This is a genomic window from Cellulomonas sp. ICMP 17802, from assembly GCF_041295535.1.
Classification (GTDB): domain Bacteria; phylum Actinomycetota; class Actinomycetes; order Actinomycetales; family Cellulomonadaceae; genus Cellulomonas.
This window is the reverse complement of the sequence record NZ_JBGFQZ010000014.1, coordinates 37,219-61,349: the sequence shown is the minus strand read 5'-3', so window position 1 is coordinate 61,349 and position 24,131 is coordinate 37,219. Positions and strand designations below refer to the sequence as shown.

Annotated in this window: 20 protein-coding genes; 3 read left to right on the top strand and 17 right to left on the bottom strand. The window is 73.5% G+C overall.

The window, feature by feature from the left end; translation table 11 throughout:
• Nucleotides 1-45: 45 nt before the first annotated feature.
• From AB5970_RS12250 to AB5970_RS12190, 13 genes are all read right to left on the bottom strand, one after another.
• Nucleotides 46-375, bottom strand: coding sequence for a hypothetical protein (locus AB5970_RS12250; protein ID WP_370504223.1), 330 nt, complete (start codon nt 373-375; stop codon nt 46-48).
• Between the two features lie 95 nt (nt 376-470).
• Entirely contained in the window at nt 471-4,037 is a 3,567-nt protein-coding gene (smc, locus tag AB5970_RS12245; RefSeq protein WP_370504222.1) for a chromosome segregation protein SMC, read from the bottom strand.
• Nucleotides 4,038-4,099: 62 nt separating this feature from the next.
• Nucleotides 4,100-4,657 carry a HEAT repeat domain-containing protein gene (locus AB5970_RS12240; RefSeq protein WP_370504221.1) on the bottom strand — a complete coding sequence of 186 codons (558 nt, stop codon included), beginning with the start codon at nt 4,655-4,657 and terminating at the stop codon, nt 4,100-4,102.
• A gap of 4 nt (nt 4,658-4,661) precedes the next feature.
• Nucleotides 4,662-5,096 carry a nucleoside-diphosphate kinase gene (ndk, locus tag AB5970_RS12235; protein WP_370504220.1) on the bottom strand — a complete coding sequence of 145 codons (435 nt, stop codon included), beginning with the start codon at nt 5,094-5,096 and terminating at the stop codon, nt 4,662-4,664.
• A gap of 21 nt (nt 5,097-5,117) precedes the next feature.
• The gene (locus AB5970_RS12230) at nt 5,118-5,519 is read right to left on the bottom strand and encodes a DUF4233 domain-containing protein (RefSeq protein ID WP_370504219.1); all 402 of its coding nucleotides are present in this window, start codon (nt 5,517-5,519) and stop codon (nt 5,118-5,120) included.
• Nucleotides 5,520-5,528: 9 nt separating this feature from the next.
• Nucleotides 5,529-7,226, bottom strand: coding sequence for an MDR family MFS transporter (locus tag AB5970_RS12225; protein ID WP_370504218.1), 1,698 nt, complete (start codon nt 7,224-7,226; stop codon nt 5,529-5,531).
• A 39-nt stretch (nt 7,227-7,265) separates the two neighbouring features.
• Nucleotides 7,266-7,880 (bottom strand): TetR/AcrR family transcriptional regulator, encoded by a 615-nt coding sequence (locus AB5970_RS12220; RefSeq protein ID WP_370504217.1) that lies wholly within the window; start codon nt 7,878-7,880, stop codon nt 7,266-7,268.
• A 75-nt stretch (nt 7,881-7,955) separates the two neighbouring features.
• On the bottom strand, nt 7,956-8,678 hold the full coding sequence (dhaM, locus tag AB5970_RS12215; protein WP_370504216.1) for a dihydroxyacetone kinase phosphoryl donor subunit DhaM: 723 nt from the start codon (nt 8,676-8,678) through the stop codon (nt 7,956-7,958).
• Nucleotides 8,675-9,307 carry a dihydroxyacetone kinase subunit DhaL gene (dhaL, locus tag AB5970_RS12210; RefSeq protein ID WP_370504215.1) on the bottom strand — a complete coding sequence of 211 codons (633 nt, stop codon included), beginning with the start codon at nt 9,305-9,307 and terminating at the stop codon, nt 8,675-8,677. The genes dhaM and dhaL overlap by 4 nt, the downstream gene beginning before the upstream one ends.
• Before the next feature lie 53 nt (nt 9,308-9,360).
• A complete protein-coding gene (gene dhaK, locus AB5970_RS12205) occupies nt 9,361-10,356 on the bottom strand; it encodes a dihydroxyacetone kinase subunit DhaK (protein ID WP_370504243.1) in 996 nt (331 codons plus the stop codon).
• Between the two features lie 188 nt (nt 10,357-10,544).
• The gene (locus AB5970_RS12200) at nt 10,545-11,948 is read right to left on the bottom strand and encodes a bifunctional folylpolyglutamate synthase/dihydrofolate synthase (RefSeq protein ID WP_370504214.1); all 1,404 of its coding nucleotides are present in this window, start codon (nt 11,946-11,948) and stop codon (nt 10,545-10,547) included.
• Entirely contained in the window at nt 11,945-15,178 is a 3,234-nt protein-coding gene (ileS, locus tag AB5970_RS12195) for an isoleucine--tRNA ligase (protein ID WP_370504213.1), read from the bottom strand. The genes AB5970_RS12200 and ileS overlap by 4 nt, the downstream gene beginning before the upstream one ends.
• Nucleotides 15,179-15,429: 251 nt before the next feature.
• A complete protein-coding gene (locus AB5970_RS12190; RefSeq protein WP_370504212.1) occupies nt 15,430-15,945 on the bottom strand; it encodes a phosphoribosyltransferase in 516 nt (171 codons plus the stop codon).
• A gap of 63 nt (nt 15,946-16,008) precedes the next feature.
• Between AB5970_RS12190 and AB5970_RS12185 the strand changes: the two genes are divergently transcribed.
• Together AB5970_RS12185 and AB5970_RS12180 are read left to right on the top strand one after the other, a co-directional pair.
• Entirely contained in the window at nt 16,009-16,671 is a 663-nt protein-coding gene (locus AB5970_RS12185) for an HAD hydrolase-like protein (protein ID WP_370504211.1), read from the top strand.
• 34 nt (nt 16,672-16,705) lie between these two features.
• The gene (locus AB5970_RS12180; protein WP_370504210.1) at nt 16,706-17,461 is read left to right on the top strand and encodes a MerR family transcriptional regulator; all 756 of its coding nucleotides are present in this window, start codon (nt 16,706-16,708) and stop codon (nt 17,459-17,461) included.
• 31 nt (nt 17,462-17,492) lie between these two features.
• On the opposite strand, the gene AB5970_RS12175 is transcribed toward AB5970_RS12180, so the two are convergent.
• Both AB5970_RS12175 and AB5970_RS12170 read right to left on the bottom strand, forming a co-directional pair.
• The gene (locus AB5970_RS12175; protein ID WP_370504209.1) at nt 17,493-19,304 is read right to left on the bottom strand and encodes an ABC transporter ATP-binding protein; all 1,812 of its coding nucleotides are present in this window, start codon (nt 19,302-19,304) and stop codon (nt 17,493-17,495) included.
• Nucleotides 19,301-21,148: an ABC transporter ATP-binding protein gene (locus AB5970_RS12170; RefSeq protein ID WP_370504208.1), complete on the bottom strand. Its 1,848-nt coding sequence runs from the start codon at nt 21,146-21,148 to the stop codon at nt 19,301-19,303. Before AB5970_RS12170 ends, AB5970_RS12175 begins: the two co-directional genes overlap by 4 nt.
• A gap of 177 nt (nt 21,149-21,325) precedes the next feature.
• Between AB5970_RS12170 and AB5970_RS12165 the strand changes: the two genes are divergently transcribed.
• Complete coding sequence (locus AB5970_RS12165) at nt 21,326-21,970, top strand: hypothetical protein (protein ID WP_370504207.1); 645 nt, start codon at nt 21,326-21,328, stop codon at nt 21,968-21,970.
• 16 nt (nt 21,971-21,986) lie between these two features.
• On the opposite strand, the gene AB5970_RS12160 is transcribed toward AB5970_RS12165, so the two are convergent.
• On the bottom strand, nt 21,987-22,745 hold the full coding sequence (locus AB5970_RS12160; RefSeq protein ID WP_370504206.1) for an SDR family NAD(P)-dependent oxidoreductase: 759 nt from the start codon (nt 22,743-22,745) through the stop codon (nt 21,987-21,989).
• Nucleotides 22,742-24,088 carry an aspartate aminotransferase family protein gene (locus AB5970_RS12155; protein ID WP_370504205.1) on the bottom strand — a complete coding sequence of 449 codons (1,347 nt, stop codon included), beginning with the start codon at nt 24,086-24,088 and terminating at the stop codon, nt 22,742-22,744. The genes AB5970_RS12160 and AB5970_RS12155 overlap by 4 nt, the downstream gene beginning before the upstream one ends.
• Between the last annotated feature and the right edge of the window lie 43 nt (nt 24,089-24,131).

Here is a 24,131-nt window from a genome sequence, read left to right as displayed (position 1 = left end):
GAGCCGGCACGTCAGGCAGGGCGCCCGGAGCCGACGGCCGCGGGCTCAGCGCGCGTGGTTCCCGGGCAGGACGCCGACGGCCTTGTCCCGCGCGCGCTGCAGCGTGGCGGCCAGGTCGTCGACCTGCAGGTACGCCTCGCCCTCGTCGACCGTCTCCCGCAGGAACTGGGCCAGCGACATGTCGACGGGCTCGACCGAGGCCGCCGCGGCGGCGGCCCGCTGGTCGGTGTCGGGGTGCTTGCGGGCGGCCCAGCCGGCGCGGAACGCCTGCAGGGGCGACTCCCCCTTGTCCCGGGCGGAGCTGGTCACGCTGGCAGCGAGCAGGACACCAGCGGCGACGAGGAGGGCGAGAACGATCGCGACGAGGATGGCCATGCCCCCAGTGTCGGCGCTGAACCTGGATGCGGGAGGCCCCCACGCACAGGGAGTGTCAAACAGCACACAATCTCCACACCCGCGTGGGTGGGTCGTCAGACGGCGACGTCCTCGCGCATCCGCTGGCTGATCACGGTGGTGACCCCGTCGCCGCGCATGGTCACGCCGTACAGGGCGTCGGCGATCTCCATGGTGCGCTTCTGGTGGGTCACGACGATCAGCTGCGAGTCCTCCTGCAGCTCGCGGAAGATCTCGAGCAGGCGGCCCAGGTTGGCGTCGTCGAGGGCGGCCTCGACCTCGTCCATGACGTAGAACGGGCTGGGCCGGGCCTTGAAGATCGCCACGAGCAGGGCCACCGCGGTCAGCGACCGCTCGCCGCCGGAGAGCAGCGAGAGCCGCTTGACCTTCTTGCCGGCGGGCCGGGCCTCCACCTCGATGCCCGTGGTGAGCATGTTGTCGGGGTCCGTGAGCACCAGCCGGCCCTCACCGCCGGGGAACAGGCGGGGGAACACCACGTCGAACGCGGCGGCGGTGTCGCGGTAGGCCTCGGCGAACACCTGCTCGACCCGCTCGTCGATCTCCTTGACGATCTCGAGCAGGTCGGCGCGCGACTTCTTCAGGTCCGCCAGCTGCTCGACGAGGAACTGGTGACGCTCTTCCAGCGCGGCGAACTCCTCGAGCGCGAGCGGGTTGACGCGCCCGAGCAGCGAGAGCGCCCGCTCGGCGGCCCGCAGGCGCTTCTCCTGCTGCTCGCGCACGTACGGCACCGCCGTGGGAGCCTCGGGGTCGACCTCGGCGCCGGGCACGGGGATGACGGGCACGTCCTGGTGCGGGCCGTACTCCTCGAGCAGCACGGCCGGGTCGAGCCCCAGGTCGTCGACCGCGCGGGACTGGAGCGCCTCGATCCGCAGCCGCTGCTGCGTACGAGCCACCTCGTCGCGGTGGGCGACGTCGGTCAGCTGCGCGAGCTCGGCGGCGCGGACGTCGACCTCGGCGCGCGCGGCCGTGACCTCGCGGTCCCGCTCGCCGCGGGCCGCCTCCGCCGCGTCCCGCTCGGCGGATGCCCGCCGCAGCGACTCGTCGAGCACGACGAGCGCCTGGGTGGCTCCGTCGCGGACCGCCTGCGCGACCGTGGACTGCCGGGACCGGGCCCGCTCGCGCTCGGCGGCGCGCTCCCGGGCGACGCGCTCGGTCTGCGCGGCGCGCTCGAGGGACTCGGCGCGGCCGGACAGCGCCCGCGCCCGCTCCTCCCCGGTGCGCAGCGTGAGCCGCGCCTCGGTCTCGCGGGACCGGGCGCCGGCCGCCAGCTCGGCCAGGCGGTCGCGGCGGGCGCTGCCCTCGACGATCGCGGCCTCGCTCTCGGCCGGCTCGACCTCCGCGGCGGCCAGCCGCTCGGTCAGCTCGGCCAGCTGCGCGCTGTCGTCCTCGAGCGTGCGCGAGGCGGCCTCGAGCGACTGCTGGAGCCGGGCGGCCTCGGCATTCGCTGCGCGGGCCGTCGACCCGAGGTGGCCCAGCTGCTCGGCGACCGCGGCCAGCGCCGCGTCGGACTCGTTGAGGCGGTCGAGCGTGCGCTCGTGCGCCTCGCGCGCCGCCGCCTGCGCCTCCGTCGCGCCGACGAGCTCGAACCGCACGCGCTCGGCGTCGGCTGTCGCCTGCGCCACGCCCGCGCGCGCCTGGTCGAGGGCCGACTGCAGGTGCAGGGCGCTCGGCGCGGTCGCCGAGCCGCCGGACGCCCGGTAGCGCGACAGCACGTCGCCCGTGCGGGTCGCGACGACGAGGTCGGGGCGGGCCGCGACGATCGCGCGCGCGGCGGCCAGGTCGTCGACGACGACGACGTCGGCCAGCAGGGTCTCGACGGCGGCGCGCACGTGCTCGGGCGCGCGCACGAGGTCGACCGCGCGGGCCGCGCCGGCGGGCACGTCCGCCACCGGGGTCGACGCCGCCGAGGAGCCGCTGACCAGCAGCGTCGCGCGGCCGGCGTCCTCGGTGCGCAGGTAGCGGATGGCGTCGACGGCCGCGTCCACGGAGTCGACGGCGACCGCGTCGGCCACCGCCCCCAGCGCCGCGACGATCGCCTCCTCGTTCTCCGGGTCGACCGCGAGCAGCGCCGCGACCGACCCGACGAGCCCGGGCTGGCCGTCCGCGGCGAGCAGGGCCCCGACACCGTCCTTGCGCGTGAGGCTGAGCTCGAGCGTCTCGGCCCGCGACTCGAGGGCGGCGCGCTCGCGCTCGGCGGCGCTCAGCTGCTCCTGCAGCGCGCCCAGCCGCTCGCTCGCGCGCTCCAGAGCCTCGACGGCGGCCTCGTGCTCGGCGTCCAGGCCCTCCTCGCCCTCCTCGACGCCCGCGACCTGGGACTCCAGCACCGCGAACTGCGTGGTGGCCTCCTGGCCGCGCTGCTCGGCGGCCGCCAGCGACTCCCGCAGGCGTCCGAGCTCGGCCTGCGTCGCCTCGACGCGGCTGCGGCGGGCCGCCACCTGACCCGCCAGGCGGGCGACCCCCTCGCGGCGGTCGGCGGCGCCGCGCAGCGCGGTGGCCACCTCCTTCTCGGCGCCCGTCGCTTCGGCCTCGGCCTGCTGCCGGGCGGTCACCGCCGCCTCGAGCGCGACCCGGGCGATCTCCACCTCGGCGGCCAGCTCGGCCTCGGCGGCGCGGACGCGCTCCGCCTGGGCGGCGAGGTCGTCGGGGTCGGACCCGCCCGTGCGCTCGGGTCCGGCGCTGCCGAGCAGCCGCACGCGGTCGGCCGCCAGGGAGGCCGTGCCGCGCAGCCGCTCGCGCAGCGACGACAGCCGGTACCAGACCTCGCTGGCCTCGCTCAGCGCCGGCGCGGCCTCGGCGGCCTCCCGCTCGAGGGTGGCCAGGCGCCCGCGCGTCGCGGCGAGCGCGGACTCGACCTCCTCGCGGCGGGCGCGCAGCGCGCTCTCGTCGGCGATCTCCTGCTCGAGCGTGGACGTCAGCTGCGCGAGGTCGTCGGCGAGCAGGCGGGCGCGGGCGTCGCGCAGGTCCGCCTGGACCACCGCCGCCTTGCGCGCCACCTCCGCCTGCCGGCCGAGCGGGCCCAGCTGGCGACGGATCTCGCCCGTGAGGTCGGACAGGCGCGTGAGGTTGGCCTGCATCGCCTCGAGCTTGCGCAGCGCCTTCTCCTTGCGCTTGCGGTGCTTGAGGACGCCCGCGGCCTCCTCGATGAAGCCGCGGCGCTCCTCGGGGGTCGCGCGCAGCACCGCGTCGAGCTGCCCCTGCCCGACGATGACGTGCATCTCGCGGCCGAGGCCCGAGTCGGACAGCAGGTCCTGGATGTCGAGCAGGCGGCAGCCCTGGCCGTTGATCGCGTACTCCGAGCCCCCGTTGCGGAACAGGGTCCGCGAGATGGTGACCTCGGAGTACTCGATCGGCAGGGCGCCGTCGGCGTTGTCGATCGTGAGCGCCACCTCGGCGCGTCCCAGCGGCGGGCGGCCGGCGGTGCCGGCGAAGATGACGTCCTCCATCTTGCCGCCGCGCAGCGACTTGGCGCCCTGCTCCCCCATCACCCAGGCCAGGGCGTCGACGACGTTCGACTTGCCCGAGCCGTTGGGCCCGACCACGCAGGTGACGCCCGGCTCGAAGTTCAGGGTCGTCGCCGAGGCGAACGACTTGAACCCCCGCAGGGTGAGGGTCTTGAGGTGCACGCACAGAGCCTAAGGTGCGGGCGAGGCGGCTCCGGGGACGTCCACCCGCTCGGCGGTGCGGCTCACGCGCCCCGCGCGCCCGGGTCCGGCAGGTCCAGACGCTCGGCGAGCAGGCGCCGGGCGCGGTCGACCGCCCGGCGCACGCCGGGGTCCGGCTCGTGCACGGCCGCGAGGGCGTCGAGGTCGTCGTGCTCCCCGACCACGGCGAGCGCCTCGGCGGCCGCGGCCCGGACGCGCGGCACCTCGTCGCTCAGCAGGAGGCGCAGCCCCGCCGACGCCTCGCCCAGCTCGTGCACCCGGGTCAGCGCCGCCGCGGTCTCGCGCACCCGCCAGGCCGGGTCGGCCAGGGCCGCGACGACCGCGCCGTGCACCTCGGGCCCGTCCAGCCACGCGTAGCGCAGCGCGCGGGCGGCCCAGACGCGCGGCCAGTAGTCGGGCTTGCCGGGCGTGCGCGCGTACCCGGCGACCAGGTCCGCCGCCCCGGGACCGCCGAGGTGGTCGAGCGACGGCCCGTCGTCGGGCGCCTGCCCCGCGAGCAGGCCGACGCACCAGCCGACGACGACCTCGGTGCCGAGGTCCGCGCAGGCCGCGGCCACCCAGTCGGCCGGTCGCCCGGTCACGGGGTCAGAGCGCGGGGAACCAGAGGGCGATTTCGCGCGCCGCCGACTCCTCGGAGTCCGAGCCGTGCACGAGGTTCTGGATGACCTTGAGGCCCCAGTCGCGGCCGAGGTCGCCGCGGATGGTGCCCGGCGTGGCGACGGTCGGGTCGGTGGCGCCGGCCAGCGAGCGGAAGCCCTCGATCACGCGGTGGCCCTCGGCCACGACGGCGAGCACCGGGCCGGAGCGCATGAACTCGACCAGCGGGGCGAGGAACGGCTTGCCGGCGTGCTCGGCGTAGTGCTCCGCGAGCAGCGCCTCGTCGGCCTCGCGCAGCTCGACGGCGACGAGCGTGTAGCCCTTGGCCTCGATGCGGCGGACGATCTCGCCCGCGAGCCCGCGACGGACACCGTCGGGCTTGACCAGGACGAGGGTGCGCTGCGTGGTGGGTGCGTCAGTCATGGGCGTCACCCTAACGGGCGCCTACGGTCCGACCGCCCCCGGGTGGGCGGCGTCGTACTCGGCCCGCTCGCGGTCGATGCGGCCGCCCAGCCGCAGCGCCACCACCCACAGGACGACGAAGATCACCCCGACGGCGAACATCATCGGGATGACGAACCCGCCGGCCAGGACGAACACCTGGACGATCGAGCCGGCGAGGTACCCGCCGGGCCGGGACACGAGTCCCGACAGGAGCAGGAGCACCACGGAGAGGGTCCCGCCCACCCACCAGATGGTGGAGACGGGAGCCACCCGCAGGCCGTACGCCACGAGCGTCGCGAAGAACACCAGCAGAGCCTCGAGGATCAGGATCGTCTGGGTGAACTGGGGCTTCGCGGGGCGCTTGCGGCGTACGGCCTGGCCGTCCGGGACGGTGGAGCTCATCGGGTCAGGTTACCGGCGGGCCGAGGCCTCGACGTCGTCCGGGGCCACGTCACGCTGGGTCGGCAGCTCGCCGTGGGGGGCGGCCGAGAGCTCGTCGACGATCCCCGCGCCGGTGGGCGCACCGGAGCCGTCGGCCGCGAGGGCCTCGCCCCGGGCGACCATGCCGGCCACGTCGGAGAGCTTGACCTCGCGCAGGAACAGCGCCAGCACGAAGCCCACCGCGATGACGGGCACCAGGTACCAGAACGAGGGCGCGAGCGCGTTGGTGAACGCGTCGATGACCCCGGACTTGAGCGGCTCGGGCAGCGCCTGCACGGCGGCGGGCGTCAGGCTCGAGGCGTCCCCGCCGGAGCCGGCCGGCAGCCCGGCGAAGACGTCCGCCAGGTTGTCCGCGAGCTTCGTCGTGAACATCGTGCTGAACAGCGCCGTGCCGACGGCCGCACCGATCTCGCGGAAGAAGTTGTTCGTGCTGGTCGCGGTGCCGATCTCGTGCGGGTCCACCGAGTTCTGCACGGCGAGCACGATCGTCTGCATGACCAGGCCCATGCCGGCACCGAGCACGAAGATCATGGCGCCGAACAGCCACATCGACATGTCACCGGTGATCTGCGTGAGCCACGCGACGCCACCCGTGGTGATGGCCAGACCGACCACCGGGAAGACCTTGTAGCGGCCGGTCTTCGTGATCGCGATGCCCGAGCCGATCGCCGTGAGCATGACACCGACCATCATCGGGAGCAGCAGGAAGCCGGACTCGGTCACGCCCGCACCGGTCGACATCTGCAGGAAGGTCGGCAGGAACGCCAGGGCGGCGAACATGCCCATGCCGAGGATGAGGCCGATGGCCGTGGCGATGGTGAACGTCGAGTTCTTGAACAGGCGCAGCGGCAGCAGCGGCTCGCTGGCGCGCAGCTCGACCATGATGAACGCGGCGATGGAGACCAGCGTGCCGATCACCAGCGCGAGCAGGCCCGGGTCGGACCAGTCGTAGCCGCGGTTGCCGGTCCAGCTGTCCCAGCTGGTGGTGAGCACGAGGCCCGAGGTGGCGACCACCAGGAAGAAGATGCCGGCGACGTCGATCTTCTTGCCGGAGCGGTGCGTCGGGAGCTTCAGCGTGAACCACGCGATGGCGAAGGCCGTCAGGCCGATGGGGATGTTGAGCCAGAAGCACCAGCGCCAGTCGGCGTGCTGCGTGAACAGGCCACCGAGCAGCGGGCCGATGACGGCCGAGATGCCGAACAGGGCCCCCATGGGACCCATGTACTTGCCGCGGTCCTTGGCGGGCACGATGTCCGCGATGATCGCCTGCGACAGGATCATCAGGCCGCCGCCGCCGAGGCCCTGCACGCCGCGCCAGAACACGAGCTCGCCGAACGACTGGGCGAACCCGGCCCCGGCCGACGCCACCGTGAACAGGCCGATCGCGACGAGGAACGGCCAGCGCCGGCCCCAGAGGTCGCCGAACTTGCCGTACAGGGGCATGACGATCGCGATCGCCAGGATGTAGGCCGTCACGACCCAGCCCTGGTGCTCGACGCCGTTGAGCTCGCCGACGATGGTCGGCATCGCGGTGCCGACGATCGACTGGTCGAGCGACGACATGAACATGCCCGCCATCAGCGCACCGAAGATGAGCCAGACGGTCTTGGGGGTGAGGACGATCAGCGGCTTGTCAGGCGCTGCGACCTCGGGTGCTGCGGTGGCCATGCGGAGAACCTCGTTCTGGGAGTGTCGGGCGGGAAGACGTCAGTCGGAGAGGATCGAGCGCAGCTCGGAGACGACGGAGGCCAGGTGCTCGTCGGCGTCGCCGTGGCCGCCGGCGGCGTCCCAGCGCAGGAACGTCGCGTGCGTGAGGAAGAGCAGGACCGCGCCGACCATCTCGGGCGAGTGCGGGCCGTCCTGCCCGAGCCGGCGCTCGACGAGCGCGGAGAGCTGACCCTTGTGCTGCTCGAACCACGCCAGGTGCCGAGCGACCAGCCGGGGCTCCTTGGCGGCCAGCTCGATGGCGCGGGCCAGCCGCTCGCGGCCGATGGGCGGGTCGCTGAGGAACGAGCTCACCAGCGCCTGGAGGTCGAGCATCAGGTGACCCGTGGGACCGCCCGCGGCGAAGACGTCGGCGGCCGCAGACTCGAGGGGCCACGGGGTGTGGCCGAGCACGGCGTCGTCCTTGGTCTCGAAGTAGTTGAAGAACGTGCGGACCGAGACGCCGGCCTCCTCGCAGATCGCGTCGACGGTGACCGCGTCCAGGCCGTGCTCGGCGACCAGGCGGTGGGTCGCGTCGATCAGCGCCTCGCGGCGCGCGCGCTTCTTGCGCTCACGCAGGCCGAGGGCCGCGGGCTCGTCGATCGCACTGTTCTGCACGAGGTGCAACTTTACACGCACTGCAACTTTGCAGTGAACGCACTTTTCTGTGCGGTCGCTCACACGGAGCGGGCGTCAGACCTCGCCGAAGCCGCCCTCGACCGCGGACACGAGCGCGTCCCGCGCCTGTGCCGCCTGCGGACCCTCCGACTCGATGCGCAGCTCGACGCCCTGCTTGGCCCCCAGCTTCATCAGCTCGAGGACGCTCGCGGCGTTGGCGCCGTTCACGCGGACCTTCGCGTCGTACTGGGCGAGCATGCGCGCCACCACCGCGGCCGGGCGCGCGTGCAGCCCCAGCGGGTTGCGCAGCACCGCCGTCGCCCGGAGCACCCCGTCGTCGGCGTCGACCGCCTCCTGCGGGACCGGCGCGGCGGCGGCGCCGCCGAAGGTCGAGCCCGCGTGCTCCGCGGACGCGAGCACGCCCGCGAGGTCCGCTCCCCCGTGCGCGGTCACCGCGGCCGCGACCGCGCCCTCGACGAACGGGGCGTCGGCCAGGCGCACCCGCGCCGCCACGTCCTCGTCCAGCAGCTCGAGCACCGACTCGGCCGTGAGCACCGCCGAGCCCAGGTCGGTCAGCACCACGGCCGAGCGCCCGTCCTGCGTCGCCTCCAGCAGCGCGGCCTCGACGGTCTCGTAGCTGGTGCCGAGCCCCCCGTCCTGCATCCCGCCCGCCGCCAGCAGCAGCACGCCGGGCGCCATCTGCTCCGCCAGCTCCACCGCCCCCTGTGCCAGCCCGCGCGAGTGCGAGACCAGCACGAGGGCGACGGGAGCCGGCTCGCGCTCGAGGGGCCCGCTCACGCGGCCGCCTGCGCGGCGGCGCGCAGGATCAGCTCGGTCGAGCGCGCGCCCGGGTCGAGGTGGTTGGCCGACCGCTCCCCCAGGTAGCTGGCACGACCCTTCGTGGCGATGAGCGGGATGGTCGCCTCGGCGCCGTCGTGCGCGGCGTCCGCTGCGGCGGCGAGCACCTCGGCCGGCGTCGCCCCCGAGTCGGCGGCCGTGACCGCCGCCTCGGTGGCCGGGGTCCAGGCGTCGACCATGGTCTTCTCGCCCGTGGTCGCCTTGCCGCGCGCGACGATGCCCTCGAGCGCCGCCTCGAGCAGCGCGACGACGCCCTGGCTGTCGAGCTCGGGGACGCCCGTGGCCTTCGCGGCGCGCAGGTACGCGGTGCCGTAGAGCGGTCCGGCGGCACCCCCCACGGTCGACATGAGGGTCGTCGCGACGAGCTTGAGCACCTCGCCGATGTCCGCCGGCGGCGCCTCGAGCGCGTCGAGCTTGGCCACGACCGCCGAGAACCCACGGAACATGTTCTCGCCGTGGTCGCCGTCGCCGATCTGCCGGTCGAGCTCGATCAGCTCGGTGCGGTGCTCCGTGACGGTCTGCGCCGAGAGGCGCACCCAGTCGATCGCCCACGCGACGTCCAGCGTCATGCCCACGCTCCCTCGACCTGTCCCGGTGCTGTCGGCGACGGCCCCCGGTCCGCTCACCATCGCAGCGCGGTGGTGTGCACGGGTGCGTCCCACAGGGCGGTCAGCTCGTCGTCCAGCCGAAGCACGGTCACCGACGCACCCTGCATCTCCAGCGATGTCACGTAGTTGCCGACGAGCGAGCGGGTCACCTCGACCCCCCGCGCCTCCAGCAACGCGCGGGCCCGACGATAGACCACGTAGAGCTCGGAGGCGGGCGTGCCGCCCATGCCGTTGACGAACAGCAGCACCTTCTCGCCGCTGGCCAGCTTGAGGTCGTCGGCCACCGGCGTCAGCAGCATCTCGGTGATCTCGTCGGCGCTCGCCAGGGGGATGCGGCGGCGGCCGGGCTCGCCGTGGATGCCGATGCCGATCTCGATCTCGTCCTCGGGCAGGTCGAAGCTCGGCTTGCCCGCGTGCGGGACCGTGCACGCGGTCAGCGCCACGCCCATCGAGCGCACGTTCGCGTTGACCTTCTCGGCGATGGCGACGACGGCGTCGAGGTCGTCCCCGCGCTCGGCGGCCGCGCCCGCGATCTTCTCGACCGCGACCGTGCCGGCCACGCCGCGCCGACCCGCGGTGTACAGCGAGTCCTCCACCGCGACGTCGTCGTTGGTGATGACGCTGCGGACGGTGACGCCCTCGGCCTCGGCCAGCTCGGCCGCCGTCTCGAAGTTGAGCACGTCGCCCGTGTAGTTCTTCACGATGGCCAGCACGCCGGCGCCGGAGTCGGCGGCCTGCAGCGCGGGCGCGATCTGGTCGGGGGTCGGCGATGTGAACACCGCGCCCGGGACCGCCGCGGTCAGCATGCCGACGCCGACGAACCCGCCGTGCAGCGGCTCGTGCCCCGAGCCGCCGCCGCTCACGAGGCCGACCTTGCCGGCGCTCGGGCCGGCGGCCCGCGTGACGTACGGCGGGTCCGTGTGCACCGCCACGACGTCGGCGTGCGCGGCGGCGAAACCCTCGAGGGACTCGGCCACGACGTTCTGCGGGTCGTTGATGAGCTTCTTCACTGCAGCCATCCCTTCCACCGGGCGCCCACGGCAGGCCCCGCACGTCCGTCGCGGACTCCGGCGTCCCGACAAACCTCACAATGTTGGCGTCCTGTGGGGTCGTCAAGGGGAGGACGTGCGCCGTCGGTGCACGTTCGTGCAGACGTCCGCGTGAGCACGGGCGAGTCACCCGGACGGGTGACCAGGAGTCAGGGGCGGCCCAGCAGCCGGCGCGCCTCCGCCACGAGCAGGATCGAGCCGGTGACGAGCACGCCGGACCCGCGCTCGACCTCGCTCTCCGCCCGCGCGACCGCCAGGTCCAGGGCGTCGTTGAGCCGCTCGACCGTGTGCACCCGGTCCTCGCCGAAGATGTCGATCGCGATGTCCGCCAGGTCCTCGGCGTCCAGGGCACGGGACGTCGATGCACGGGTGATCACCACCTCGGCCAGCACCGGCTCGAGGGCGGCGAGCATGCCCTCCGGGTCCTTGTCGGCCATGACACCGACCACCCCGACCAGCCGGGTGAGCTCGAACGCCTCCTCGAGACCCGCGACGAGCGCCTCGATGCCGGCCGGGTTGTGCGCGCCGTCGACGATGATCGTCGGGCTCGACCGGACGACCTCGAGCCGGCCCGGCGAGTCGACGTCGGCGAACGCCACCTCGACCACACCGGGGTCCAGGGCCCGGCCGCCGGTGAGGAACGCCTCGACCGCCGTGAGCGCCAGCAGCGCGTTGTGCGCCTGGAACTCGCCATGCAGCGGCAGGAAGATCTCGGTGTAGGTGCCGCCGAGGGCCTGCAGCGTGATGAGCTGGCCGCCGACCGCCACCTGCCGCTCGCCCACGGCGATGTCGACGCCCTCGCGCAGCACCCGGGCGCCGCGCTCGGCCGCGACGGCCAGCAGCACGCCCTCGACGTCCTCGGTCTGCTGCGCGATCACGACCGTGGCGCCGTCCTTGATGATCCCCGACTTCTCCGAGGCGATCTCGACCAGCGTGTGCCCGAGGTAGCGCTCGTGGTCCAGCGAGATCGGCGTGATGATCGCGACCTCGCCGTCGACCACGTTGGTGGAGTCCCACGTGCCGCCCAGGCCGACCTCGATCACCGCGACGTCGATCGGGGTGTCCGCGAAGGCCGCGAAGGCCATCACCGTGAACACCTCGAAGAACGACAGGCGCGGCTCGCCCTTCTCGATCGAGCCCTGGTCCACCAGGTGCACGTACGGCGCGACGTCCTGCCAGACCTCGACGAACCGCTCGTCGCTGATGGGCTCGCCGTCGATCGCGATCCGCTCGTTGACCCGGCTCAGGTGCGGGCTGGTGAACCGGCCGGTGCGCAGGCCGTGCTCGCGCAGCAGCCGCTCGACCATGCGGGAGGTCGACGTCTTGCCGTTGGTGCCGGTCAGGTGGATGGTCCGGTACGCCTTCTGCGGGTCGCCCAGCAGCTCGCACACCGCCCGCACCCGGTCGAGCGTCGGGTCGATGTCGTGCTCCGGCGCGCGCGCCAGGATCGCCTGGTAGACCTCGTCGGCGGCCGTGCGGGCCTCCTTCTCGGCCTGGCGACGCAGGTGGTCGGACCCTCCTGACCTTCCCGTGCCCTGCTCGCGCGCACTCATGCCTCATACCCTCCGGCGTCGACGGCTTCCACCGTGACCTCGAGCGACGCCACGGCGTCCTGGACGGTCACGGCGACGGCCAGCGTCTCGCGGCCGATGGTGTCCTGGTGCCGCTCGACCGCGGCCAGGTGCTCGGCGGGGACGCCGAGCGTGAGCAGGATCCGGTCCCCCACCTGCAGACCGGCGGCCTTGCGCGCGTCCTGCACGGCGCGCACGACGTCCCGGGCGTAGCCCTCGGCCCGCAGGTCGTCGTCGAGCGTGAGGTCGAGCACGACGAACCCGCCGCCGGGCAGCACCGCCGCTGTGCTGGTGGCGGCCGCGCCGCCGTCCCCGACGACCGTCGTCAGCTCGTACTCCGCGGGCTCGAGAGCCACGTCGCCGTCGCCGGTGGTGACGACGACGGTCGCGCCGTCCACCCGCCACGCGCCGGAACGCGCGCCCTGGATGACCGCCTGCACGCCGCGACCGAGCCGCGGACCGGCCGCACGGGCGTTCACCGCGAGGCGCTGCGTGATGCCGAAGCGCTCCGCCGTCCCGGGGTCGGCCGTGACCAGCTCGACGCGCTTGACGTTGAGCTCGGCGGCGAGCAGGTCGGCGTACGGCGCGAGCGCGTCCGCGTCGTCGACCGCCACGGTGAGCGTGTGCAGCGGCTGCCGGACGCGCATCCCAGCGGCCTTGCGCAGCCCGAGCGCGGTCGACGTGACCGCGCGGACCTGGTCCATCGCGGCGACGAGCGCGTCGTCGGTGGGGGCGTCGTCCACGGTCGGCCAGTCCGTCAGGTGCACGGTGCGCCCGCCGGTCAGGCCGCGCCAGACCTCCTCCGACACCAGCGGCGCGAGCGGCGCCATGACCCGCGTGAGCACCTCGAGCGAGGTCCACAGCGTGTCGAAGGCGTCGGCGTCCTCGGCCCAGAACCGGTCCCGCTGGGTGCGGACGTACCAGTTGGTCAGCACGTCGAGGTGCTCGCGCACGGTCTCGCACGCGGCGGCGATGTCGTACGCGTCCAGCTGCGCGGTCGTCGTCGCGACGAGGTCCCGCGTGCGCGCCAGGACGTAGCGGTCCATCGGCGCGAGCGTGGCGGCGCGCGCGGCGTCGACCGCCGTCGCCGTGTACCCCTGCCCGCCGTCGGCCGCCCCCGCGTACAGCGAGAAGAAGTAGTACGTGCTCCACAACGGCAGGAGCACCTGGCGCACGCCGTCGCGGATGCCCTCCTCTCCGACGATGAGGTTGCCGCCGCGCAGGATCGAGCTCGACATGAGGAACCAGCGCACGGCGTCCGAGCCGTACACGTCCCACATCTCGACCGGGTCGGGGAAGTTGCGCAGCGACTTGCTGGCCTTGCGGCCGTCGTCGCCCAGCACGATGCCGTGGCACATGCAGTTGCGGAACGCCGGCCGGTCGAACAGCGCCGTGGCCAGCACGTGCAGCGTGTAGAACCAGCCGCGGGTCTGGCCGATGTACTCGACGATGAAGTCGCCCGGGTAGTGGTGCTCGAACCAGTCGGCGTTCTCGAACGGGTAGTGCACCTGCGCGAACGGCATCGAGCCCGAGTCGAACCAGACGTCGAGCACGTCGGGGATGCGACGCATGGTCGACGCGCCCGTCGGGTCGTCCGGGTTCGGGCGCGTCAGCTCGTCGATGAACGGCCGGTGCAGGTCCGGCTCGCCCGCCTCGTTCGTCGGCACCCGGCCGAAGTCGGCCTCCAGCTCGGCCAGCGAGCCGTAGACGTCGACGCGGGGGTACGACGGGTCGTCGGAGACCCAGACCGGGATGGGCGTGCCCCAGTAGCGGTTGCGGCTGATCGACCAGTCGCGAGCGTTGGAGAGCCACTTGCCGAACTGGCCGTCCTTGATGTGCTCCGGGGTCCAGGAGATGTCCTGGTTGAGCTCCACCATGCGGTCGCGGAAGTCGCTTACGCGCACGAACCAGCTGGTCACCGCCTTGTAGATGAGCGGGTTCCGGCAGCGCCAGCAGTGCGGGTACGAGTGCTCGTAGGTCTCGTGCCGGACGAGCACGCTCCGCCGGTCCTCCGGGACGCGCGCGAGCGGGCCGGTGCCCGCCTTGAGGTCGGCGATGATCGGCTTGTTGGCGTCGAACACCAGCTGCCCGACGTAGTCCGGCACCTCGGTGGTGAACTTGCCCTGCGAGTCGACCGGCACGACGGGCGCGATCCCGACGGCCTCGCACGCGACCATGTCGTCCTCGCCGAACGCGGGCGCCATGTGCACGATGCCCGAGCCGTCCTCGGTGGTGACGAAGTCGCCGAGCAGCACCTGGTGGGCGTTCTCGCGGCCGGCGAAGTAGTCGAAGGGCGGCGTGTAGCGGCGGCCTTCCAGGTCCCGACCCTTGACGGTCGCCACGACCGTGGCCTCGCCGAGCTCCTTGGCGTAGGTGCCCAGGCGTGCGGCGGCGAGCACGACGCGCTCGCCCTCGAGCAGGCTTCCCGGCCCCGGCTCGACGGTCACGTAGTCGACGTCCGGCCCGACCGCGATCGCCAGGTTGCTCGGCAGGGTCCACGGGGTCGTGGTCCAGATCAGCGCCAGCTCGCCGGTCTCGAGCCGCAGCCCGACCGTCAGCGCGGGGTCCTGGCGGGACTGGTAGACGTCGTCGTCCATGCGCAGCTCGTGGTTGGACAGCGGCGTCTCGTCGCGCCAGCAGTACGGCAGCACGCGGTAGCCCTCGTAGGCCATGTCCTGGTCGTACAGGCGCTTGAACGCCCAGATGACCGACTCCATGAACGTGACGTCGAGCGTCTTGTAGTCGTGGTCGAAGTCGACCCAGCGCGCCTGGCGCGTGACGTACTCGCGCCACTCGCCCGTGTACCGCAGCACGGACTCGCGGCACGCCTGGTTGAACGCGGCCAGGCCCATCTCCTCGATCTGGGAGGTGTCCGTGATGCCGAGCAGCCGCTGCGCCTCGAGCTCGGCCGGCAGCCCGTGCGTGTCCCAGCCGAACCGGCGCTCGACGCGGTGGCCGCGCATGGTCTGGTAGCGCGGCACGACGTCCTTGGCGTAGCCGGTCAGCAGGTGGCCGTAGTGCGGCAGGCCGTTGGCGAACGGAGGTCCGTCGTAGAAGACGTACTCGTTGCTGCCGTGCTCGCCGGCCTCGCGGGCGTCGATGGAGGCCTGGAACGTGCCGTCGGCGTCCCAGTACGCGAGCACGTCCTTCTCGAGGGCGGGCAGGTCCGGGGACGCGGGGACGTCGGACTGGCGGTGCAGCGGGTAGGCCACGGTCTGGCTCTCCTGTGGTCGGCACCCGGTGGGGTGCGTCGCTCTCGGCTGCGAGGACGATCGGACCCGGACCGGCCGGGACCTACCGCGGTACCACCTCGCTTGCCGGCTCCCCTGACGGGTCGTCGACCACTTGATGACGGCTGTGACGGGCCTGCCCGTCCGGTTCTACTGGGGTGCTCGCGCACCTGTTCTTCCGGAGGCTCGCCGGTGATGGCCGGGTCGACGCCTGTGCGGCCAAGACTAACGCGTCAGGACCCCGCTGGGCTCACCGGGGGCAGCGCCGACCACGGGAACGTGATCCAGCGGTCCGTGCGGCGCCAGACGTAGTCCGGCTCGATGATCGACCGCGACTTGGCGTACAGCACCGCGGTGCGCGCCTCGGCGCAGTGCAGCGTCATGAGCCTCTGCACCAGCGCCAGCGTCTCCCCGGTGTCGGCCACGTCGTCGACCACCAGCGCCCGCAGCCCGTGCATCGCGTCGGTGTCGAGCAGCGGCGGGAGCACGACCGGGTCGGGCAGGCGCTCGTCGATCCCCGTGTAGAACTCCACGTTCAGGGTGCCGACGGCCTTGGTGCCCAGCGCGTAGGCGATCGCCCCGCCCGGCGGCAGGCCCCCGCGCGCCACCGCGATGACGATGTCCGGCACGAAGCCGTCGTCGACCACCGTCTGCGCGAGCTCCCGGGCCGCGGTGCCGAAGAGCTCCCAGTCGAGGACCTCCCGTTCCTGCGGCAGCTGCTGGCCGGGTGCGGTCTCGGTCGTCGCCATGGCCTCAGCCTAGGTCGCGGACGTTGCCGACAGGTTGCCGGGGCAACCAGGCATCATCGGTGTGTGACCCCCTCCCTCGTCCTCCTCGACCTCGACGGCACCCTGACGGACTCCGCCCCCGGCATCACCTCGTCGATCGCGACCACCTACACGATGCTCGGACTGCCGGTCCCGTCGCCGTCGGCGCTCCGATCCTTCGTCGGACCGCCCATCACGTCGAGCTTCCCCGCCCACGGCATGCCCGCGGACCGCGTCGCGGAGGCCGTGCGCGTGTACCGGTCGGTCTTCGTCGACTCGATGATCACCGGCAACAGCGTCTACGACGGCATCCCGGAGGTCCTCGCGCAGCTGCGGTCGGCCGGGCTGCGGCTCGTCGTCGCCACCTCCAAGCCCGAGATCTACGCCCGGCCCATCTGCGACGCGTTCGGGCTCACAGCGCTCGTCGACGGCGTCTTCGGGGCCCCGCTGGACGAGGCCTCGTCGACGAAGGCGCAGGTCATCGCCGCGGCGCTGGCAGCGAATCCCGACGCGGACGCGCTCGTCATGGTCGGCGACCGCGAGCACGACGTGCACGGCGCGCACGAGCACGGCCTGCCCACCATCGGCGTGACCTGGGGCTACGCCGCGGCCGGCGAGCTCGTCGCGGCCGGTGCCGACGAGCTCGTCGACACCCCGGCGGAGCTGACCGCCGCGATCCTGCGCAGACTGGCAGCCGTCGCCGCTTGACCTTGACGTTGCGTCAAGTTCTACCGTGGACGGCATGGAGGCATCGATCCAGGAGGTCGCCCGGTTGACGGGCACCACCAGCCGCGCGCTGCGGCACTACGACGCGATCGGGCTGCTCGAGCCGAGCCGGGTGGGCGACAACGGGTACCGCTGGTACGACGACCGCGCGCTCGTCCGGCTGCAGCGGATCCTGCTGCTGCGCCGGCTCGGGCTCGGGCTGCCCGACATCCGTCGCGTGCTGGACCGCGAGCAGGACGAGACCGCCGCGCTGCGCCACCACCTCGACTGGCTGCGCAGCGAGCAGCGACGGCTGGAGCGGCAGGCCGCCTCCGTCGCACGGACCATCACCGCACGAGAGGACGGAGGGCCACTCATGGCCGAGGACATGTTCGACGGGTTCGACCACACCCAGCACAAGGACGAGGTCGAGCGGCGCTGGGGCGCCGACGCGTACGCCACCTCGGACGGCTGGTGGCGGGGCATGACCGACGACGAGCGCGCCGAGTGGAAGGCGACGACCGCGCGGCTGGCCACCGAGTGGGGCGCCGCGGCCTCGGCCGGAGCCGACCCGGCGTCCGACGAGGCGCAGGAGCTCGCGCGCCGGCACGTCGCCTGGCTCGGCAGCATCCCCGGCACGCCGGGGCACGGGTCCGCGCCGGTCAAGGAGTACATCGTCGGGCTGGCCGAGATGTACGTCGCCGACCCGAGGTTCGCCGCCAGCTACGGCGGCGAGGAGGGCGCGACGTTCGTCCGCGACGCCCTGCACGAGTACGCGGCGCGGCACCTCTGAGCTCGGGGCGGCGGCCGCCCGGTCGGCCCCGCTACGTCGTGCTGCGGATCGACCTCTGCCAGTCGGCGTGCAGCTCGGCGAACCGGCCGCCCGCCGACACGAGCTCGTCGGGCGAGCCGTCCTCGACGATCCGGCCGCGCTCGATCACGAGCACCCGGTCCGACCCCATGACGGTCGACAGCCGGTGCGCGATGACCACAGAGGTCCGGTCCGCGAGGAGCGTCTGCAGGCCGAGCTGCACGAGGGCCTCCCCCGGGACGTCGAGCGAGCTGGTCGCCTCGTCGAGGATCAGCAGCGCGGGGTCCGCGAGGAACGCCCGCGCGAACGAGACGAGCTGGCGCTGCCCGGCCGACAGGCGCACGCCGCGCTTGTCCACCTCGGTGTCGTACCCGTCCGGCATGCCCGCGATGAGGTCGTGCACGCCGACCGCGCGCGCCGCCGCCTCGACCTCGTCCGGGGTGGCGTCGGGCTTGCCGAGCGCGATGTTCGCGCCCACCGACCCCGAGAACAGGTACGCCTCCTGGGTCACCATCACCACGGCGCGGCGCAGGTCGACCGGGTCGATCGCGCGCAGGTCGATCCCGTCGAGCCGGACCGCGCCCGTCCGCACGTCGTAGAACCGCGCGAGCAGCTTGGCGATGGTCGACTTGCCGGCGCCCGTCTCCCCGACGAGCGCGAGCGACTGGCCCGCGGGGATGTGCAGCTCGACGTGCGGCAGGACCGTCGGGCCGGTGCCGTAGCCGAACTCGACGTCGTCGAACCGCACGTCGCCGCGCGCGTGGGCGAGCCTCGTCGGGTGCACCGGCTCCGGGACCGTCGGCTCCTCGGCGAGCAGCGACGCCACCTTCTCCAGGGCCGCGGTGGCCGACTGGAACGAGTTGTAGAACATGCCGATCTGCTGCAGCGGGCTGAAGAACCGCCGCGCGTAGAGCACCGCCGCCACGAGCACCCCGACCTCGAGCCCGCCGTCGAGCGCGCGCAGGCCGCCGACCAGCAGCACCGCGGAGACCGTGACGTTCCCGATGAGCGTCAGGCCCGTGTCGAAGACGCCGTTCAGCCGGATCCCCGCGGCGTTGGTCGCCCGGTAGTCCTCCGCCAGCCCCCCGTAGACCTGCTCGACCTGGGGCTCGCGGCGGAACGCCTGGACGGCGCGGATGCCGGTCATCGTCTCGACGAACCGCACGATGAGCCGCGCCGCGGCCGTCCGCTGCTTGCGGTACTGGACCTGCGACCGCACCTGGAACCACCGGGTGAGCACCACCCCCGGGACGACCGCGATGAGCAGGACGAGGCCGCTGCGCCAGTCGAGCAGGACGAGCGAGACCGCGGTGAAGACCATCGCCAGCACGCTCGACGCGAGGTTGGTGACTCCGCCGTCCAGCAGCTCGCGCAGCGCGTCGAGGTCGGAGGTCTGCCGCGAGATGATCCGGCCCGACGTGTACTTCTCGTGGAACTCCAGGCTGAGCCGCTGCGTGTGCCGGAACACCCGGCGGCGCAGGTCCAGCAGCATCGTCTGGCTCACGCGCGCGGACGCCCGCACGGTCGCCGCGGTCAGCACGCCGCCCAGCAGCGCGGCGGCGAGGTAGCCGGCGGTCGCCAGGGTGATCGGCCTCGCGTCGCCCGCGGTCAGGGCCGGCAGAGCCTTGTCGATGCCGTACGCGACGAGCGCGGGACCGGCGACCGCGGCGAGCTGCGAGCCCACCACCAGCGCGGCCGTCCACCACGCCGGGCCCGCGACGGGCCGCAGCAGCATGCCGAGCAGCGCGAGCGAGCGTCGGCGGATGCGTCGCGACTCGCCCTTCGTGGTCTCGTCCCCGAAGGCCTCCGAGGTCAGGACGCTCACCGGCTCACCTCCTCGAGGTCGTCGGCGTCGTCCAGCGCCGACAGCGCCGTGAGCACGTACCGGTAGTGCGGGTGGCTGGTGAGCAGGTCGGTGTGCCGGCCGACCCCCGTGATCCGCCCGTTCTCCAGCACGGCCACGCGGTCCGCCAGCGCGACGGTCGAGGGCCGGTGCGCGACGACGAGCGTCGTGGTGCCGGTGAGCATCTCGCGCAGGCGCAGGGTCACCGCGGCCTCGGTGGTGACGTCGAGGGCCGACAGCGGGTCGTCGAGCAGGAGCACGCGTGGCCGGACCGCGATGGCGCGCGCGAGGGCGACGCGCTGCCGCTGCCCGCCCGAGAGGCTGAGCCCCTCCTCGCCGATGACCGTGTCCAGACCGTCGGGCAGCCCGTACGCGAAGCCCCCGCGGGCGACCTCGAGCGCCTCGGTCACCAGGTCGTCGGCCTCCTGCCCGGTGAGGTCGGTGCCCAGCAGCACGTTCTCGCGCACCGACGCGGAGAACAGGATCGGGTCCTCGAACGCGACCGACACCGCCGCCCGCAGGTCCGCGCGCGTGAGGTCGCGGACGTCGACGCCGTCGATCCGGACGCTGCCCGCCGTGACGTCGTACAGCCGCGGGAGCAGCTGCAGCAGGGTCGTCTTGCCGCTGCCGGTCAGTCCCACCAGCGCCATGGTCTCCCCCGGCTCCAGCACGAGGTCGACGCCCGCCAGGATGTCGGAGCCACCCCTCGGGTGGCCCTCGGCGTCGACGCCGCGAGGGTGCCCGAAGTGCACGCCCGACAGCTCGACCCGCGACCCGGCGGGATCCGCGACGGGCAGCGACCGCGGGGCCGCGGGGTCCCGCACGCTCGATCCCGTGTCCATCACCTGCAGGTACCGGTCCGTGGCCGCCTTGGCGTCGAGCGTCATCGCCAGCAGCATGCCGAGGCGCTCCACGGGGCTGTTCACCACGGCGGCCGTCGCGAAGAACGCGACCAGGGCGCCGACGCTCAGCTCCCCGCGGGACGTCAGCACGACGCCGAGCCCGAGCGAGACCGCGAGGATCGCCTCGGGGATCGCGCTCAGCGCGAACGAGACCCGGGACTGCGTCGCCGCCTTCTGCACCTCGACCGTCCGCAGGGCGTCGGCCTGGCGGGCGAAGTCGTCCAGGGCGTCGTCGCCGCGCCCGAACGCCTTGAGCACGCGGATGCCGTGCACCGACTCCTCGACGGTCGTGGCGAGGTCGCCGGCCTGGTCCCGCGCCTGGCGGGCGACCACCTTGTAGCTCTCCCGGAACCGGAACCCGAGCCAGACCATGGGCACCGCGCCCACCAGGTAGACCAGCCCCAGCACCCAGCTGGTCCAGATCATCAGCCCGATGCCGACGACGACGGTCGTGGCGCTGACCAGCAGCATCACGAGCCCGAACACCGTCCACCGCCGGATGGTGCCCAGGTCCGACATCACGCGGGACAGCAGCTGCCCGCCCGACCACCGGTCGTGGAACTCCACCGGCAGGTCGAGCAGGTGGCGGAACAGGTCGGTGCGCATGTCGCGCTCGACGCCGGTGCCCGGCGTGAGGATCAGGGCGCGGCGGCACCACACCAGGAACGCCTCGAGCACGCCGAGGCCCAGCACGACGAGGGCGCCGAGCACCACCCCGCGCTGCGACCCCTCGCTCAGCAGCGGGCCGTTGACGATCACCCGCAGCACCTGCGGCACCGCCAGGGCGAGCAGGCTGGCGCCGAGGGCGGTCAGCCCGCCGAGCGCGATCCTCGGCAGCGCCGGGCGGGCCCACGCGCGCAGGCGCAGGAGCACGCGGGTGGTCGACTCGGGGCGTGCGGGACGGACGGGTGGAGCAGAGGGCACGCCTCCACACTACGGACGGCCACCGACAGTTGCCCGGTCGATCTCACGGGGTGTGCCTGGCGCCGACGGACCGTGTCGATCGTGGACAGCGGACGGCCGGGCCACCAGCATCGGGGCGTGCCCGCCGACCCTCGAACACGCCTCCCGACGAATGACCTCGGGCCCGGTGGTGCACCTGTGCCGGTCGTCGCGGTCGAGGACTGGAGCGCCACCTTCCACCTGCGGCCGGACGTCGAGCGGTCATCGGACCCTGGTCCGGCGTGGGTGCCTGCGACGGCAGTCATGGTCGGGCTCGCGCTGATCGCCGCGACCTGGTCGGCCGGCTCCCCCTGGCGGCTCGTCGCCGCGCTCGCCGGGGTCGTCTTCGTCGTCGCGTGGGCGTACGTCGCCTTGGCCGTGGGCGGGCTCCGCGGCGAGGTGGTGGGCTACGGCGTCGCGACCGTCGCCTGGATGTGCGGGGCATGGAGCCTCACGACGGGCATCGGCGCGGAGCCGATCGGTGTCGTCGTCGTCGCCGTCGGCGCCGCGGGCCAGGTGCGGGCGATGACGCGGATACGACGTGTCGCGCTCAGGCGCCGGGAGGCGATCGGCGAGCTCGCTGACGGCGCCAGACGGATCGACGGGTGGGTCGTCGCATCTGCCGGTGCGCCGTGGCAGCGTGCGCTGACCATCGGCGCGGCGGACGGCAGCGGGCGGACCTGGACCGCCGAGCACCGCGCCTGGCGCGAGCTTCGGCCCGCCGTGGGCCACCCGGTCGGGATCTGGAGCACGACGGCGGGCGACGCGGTCGTCGTCCTTGCACCGCGCACCCGCTCGACCTGAGCGGCGCGGCGGAGCGTCATGTCCCCGAGCGCACGATCCTGTTGTTGCTCGCCTGCGCGCGCGGCCGGACCACGAGCAGGTCGATGTTCACGTGCGCCGGACGGCTGAGCGACCACGCGATGGAGTCCGCGATGTCGTCGGCGACCAGCGGCTCGTAGCCCGCGTAGACCGCCGCCGCCCGCTCGCTGTCGCCGTCGAACCGGATCATCGAGAACTCCTCGGTGGCCACGGCGCCCGGGGCGATCTCGATGATCCGGATGGGCTCGCCGAGGATCTCCCAGCGCAGCGTCGTCGCGAGCATGCGCTCGGCGTGCTTGGCGCCGACGTAGCCGGCGCCGCCCTCGTACGTGCCATGCGCGGCGGTCGAGGTCACGACGACGATGTCCCCGCCGTCGCCGTCGCGCAGCTGCGGGAGCAGCGCCTGGGTGACCCGCAGCGTGCCCAGCACGTTGAGCTCGTACATCTGGCGCCAGTGCCCGAGGTCCGACGACTCGACCGGGTCGAGCCCGAACGCGCCGCCCGCGTTGTTGACGAGCGCGTCGAGCGGGCCGCCGTCCGCCACGTACGCGGCGAGGCGCGCAACGTCGTCGTCGTCGGTCACGTCCGCGACGAACGTGTCTGCACGGGTCTCGGCCGCCAGCTCCGCGAGGCGGTCGCCGCGGCGGGCCGTCGCGACGACGTCCCAGCCCTCCGCGCGCAGGCGGCGGACCGTCGCGGCGCCGATACCGGAGGAGGCACCCGTGACCAGGGCGCGTCGGGGCGTGCTCGTGCTCATGCAGAAGCTCCAAAGGGGTGGTGGGGACTACGAGAAGGCTGGGCGACCTCGGCGAGCACCTCGGTCAGCAGCGCGAGTCCCGTCGCGGCCTCGTCGGCGGTCACCACGCAGGGCGGGACCACGTGCACGCGGTTGTCGGCCAGGAACGGGAGCAGCCCGCGGGCGAGCGCGCCGGCCTTGATCCGCCCCATGAGGGCGGCGTCGACCGGCTCGCGCGTGTCCTGGTCCTTGACCAGCTCCACGGCCCAGAACACGCCGAGCCCACGGACCTCGCCCACCAAGGGGTTCTTCTCCGCGAGCTCCGCCAGGCCCGGCCCGAGCACGTCGCGGCCGATCGCCGCGGCATTCTCGACGATCCCCTCGTCGGCCATGGCGTCCAGGGCCGCGACGATCGAGCCCATCGCCAGCGGGTGGCCCGAGTACGTGAGCCCGCCCGGGAACACCCGGTCCTCGAACGTCGCCTCGATCGCGTCGCTGAGGATCACGCCGCCCGCGGGGACGTAGCCGGAGTTGACGCCCTTCGCGAACGTGATGAGGTCCGGCACGACGTCGAACGAGTCGAACGCGAACCACTGGCCCGTCCGGCCGAAGCCGGCCATGACCTCGTCGAGGATGAGCAGGATCCCGTACCGGTCGGCTATCGCGCGGACGCCCGCCAGGTAGCCGGGCGGCGGCACCAGCACGCCCGCGGTGCCGGGGATGGTCTCCAGCAGGATGGCCGCGACGGACGCCGGCCCCTCGGCCTGGATCACGCGCTCGAGGTGGTGCAGCGCGCGCTCGGACTCCTGCTCGGGCGTGGTCGCCCAGAACTCCGAGCGGTACAGGTACGGGCCGAAGTGGTGCACGTGGCCGCGGGCGAACTCGTTGGGCACCCGACGCCAGTCCCCCGTGGCGACCACGGCCGCCCCGGTGTTGCCGTGGTATGAGCGGTAGGCGGACACGATCTTGTCGCGGCCCGTGTGCAGGCGGGCCATCCGGATCGCGTTCTCGTTGGCGTCGGCGCCCCCGTTGGTGAAGAAGACGCTGGAGAACCCGTCGGGCGCGTGGCTCAGCACCTTCTCGGCCGCGCGCCCCCGGGTCAGGTTGGCCGTCGCGGGGGCCACCGTGGTGAGCGTGGCCGCCTGCTCCTGGATCGCCGCGACCACCCGCGGGTGCTGGTGGCCGATGTTGGTGTTGACCAGCTGGCTGGAGAAGTCCAGGTACCGCCGACCGCTGTGGTCCCAGACGGTCGACCCGAGCCCGCCCGCGATGACGAGGGGGTTCAGGTGGGCCTGTGCCGACCACGAGTGGAAGACGTGGTCGCGGTCGAGACGCAGCGCGGTGGCGTCGTCGTCGGTGGTCATGGTGCTTCTCCTTCTGGTGCGAGCCCGCGCGCGGGCGCCGAGG

What these genes read in the sequence shown, in the direction of transcription:
- AB5970_RS12250 (WP_370504223.1), bottom strand. Translation starts at nt 375, where the DNA reads ATGGCCATCCTCGTCGCGATCGTTCTCGCCCTCCTCGTCGCCGCTGGT.
- ndk (WP_370504220.1), bottom strand. Translation starts at nt 5,096, where the DNA reads ATGACTGACGCACCCACCACGCAGCGCACCCTCGTCCTGGTCAAGCCC.
- AB5970_RS12230 (WP_370504219.1), bottom strand. Translation starts at nt 5,519, where the DNA reads ATGAGCTCCACCGTCCCGGACGGCCAGGCCGTACGCCGCAAGCGCCCC.
- AB5970_RS12225 (WP_370504218.1), bottom strand. Translation starts at nt 7,226, where the DNA reads ATGGCCACCGCAGCACCCGAGGTCGCAGCGCCTGACAAGCCGCTGATC.
- dhaL (WP_370504215.1), bottom strand. Translation starts at nt 9,307, where the DNA reads ATGACGCTGGACGTCGCGTGGGCGATCGACTGGGTGCGCCTCTCGGCG.
- AB5970_RS12200 (WP_370504214.1), bottom strand. Translation starts at nt 11,948, where the DNA reads ATGAGTGCGCGCGAGCAGGGCACGGGAAGGTCAGGAGGGTCCGACCAC.
- AB5970_RS12190 (WP_370504212.1), bottom strand. Translation starts at nt 15,945, where the DNA reads ATGGCGACGACCGAGACCGCACCCGGCCAGCAGCTGCCGCAGGAACGG.
- AB5970_RS12180 (WP_370504210.1), top strand. Translation starts at nt 16,706, where the DNA reads ATGGAGGCATCGATCCAGGAGGTCGCCCGGTTGACGGGCACCACCAGC.
- AB5970_RS12160 (WP_370504206.1), bottom strand. Translation starts at nt 22,745, where the DNA reads ATGAGCACGAGCACGCCCCGACGCGCCCTGGTCACGGGTGCCTCCTCC.
- AB5970_RS12155 (WP_370504205.1), bottom strand. Translation starts at nt 24,088, where the DNA reads ATGACCACCGACGACGACGCCACCGCGCTGCGTCTCGACCGCGACCAC.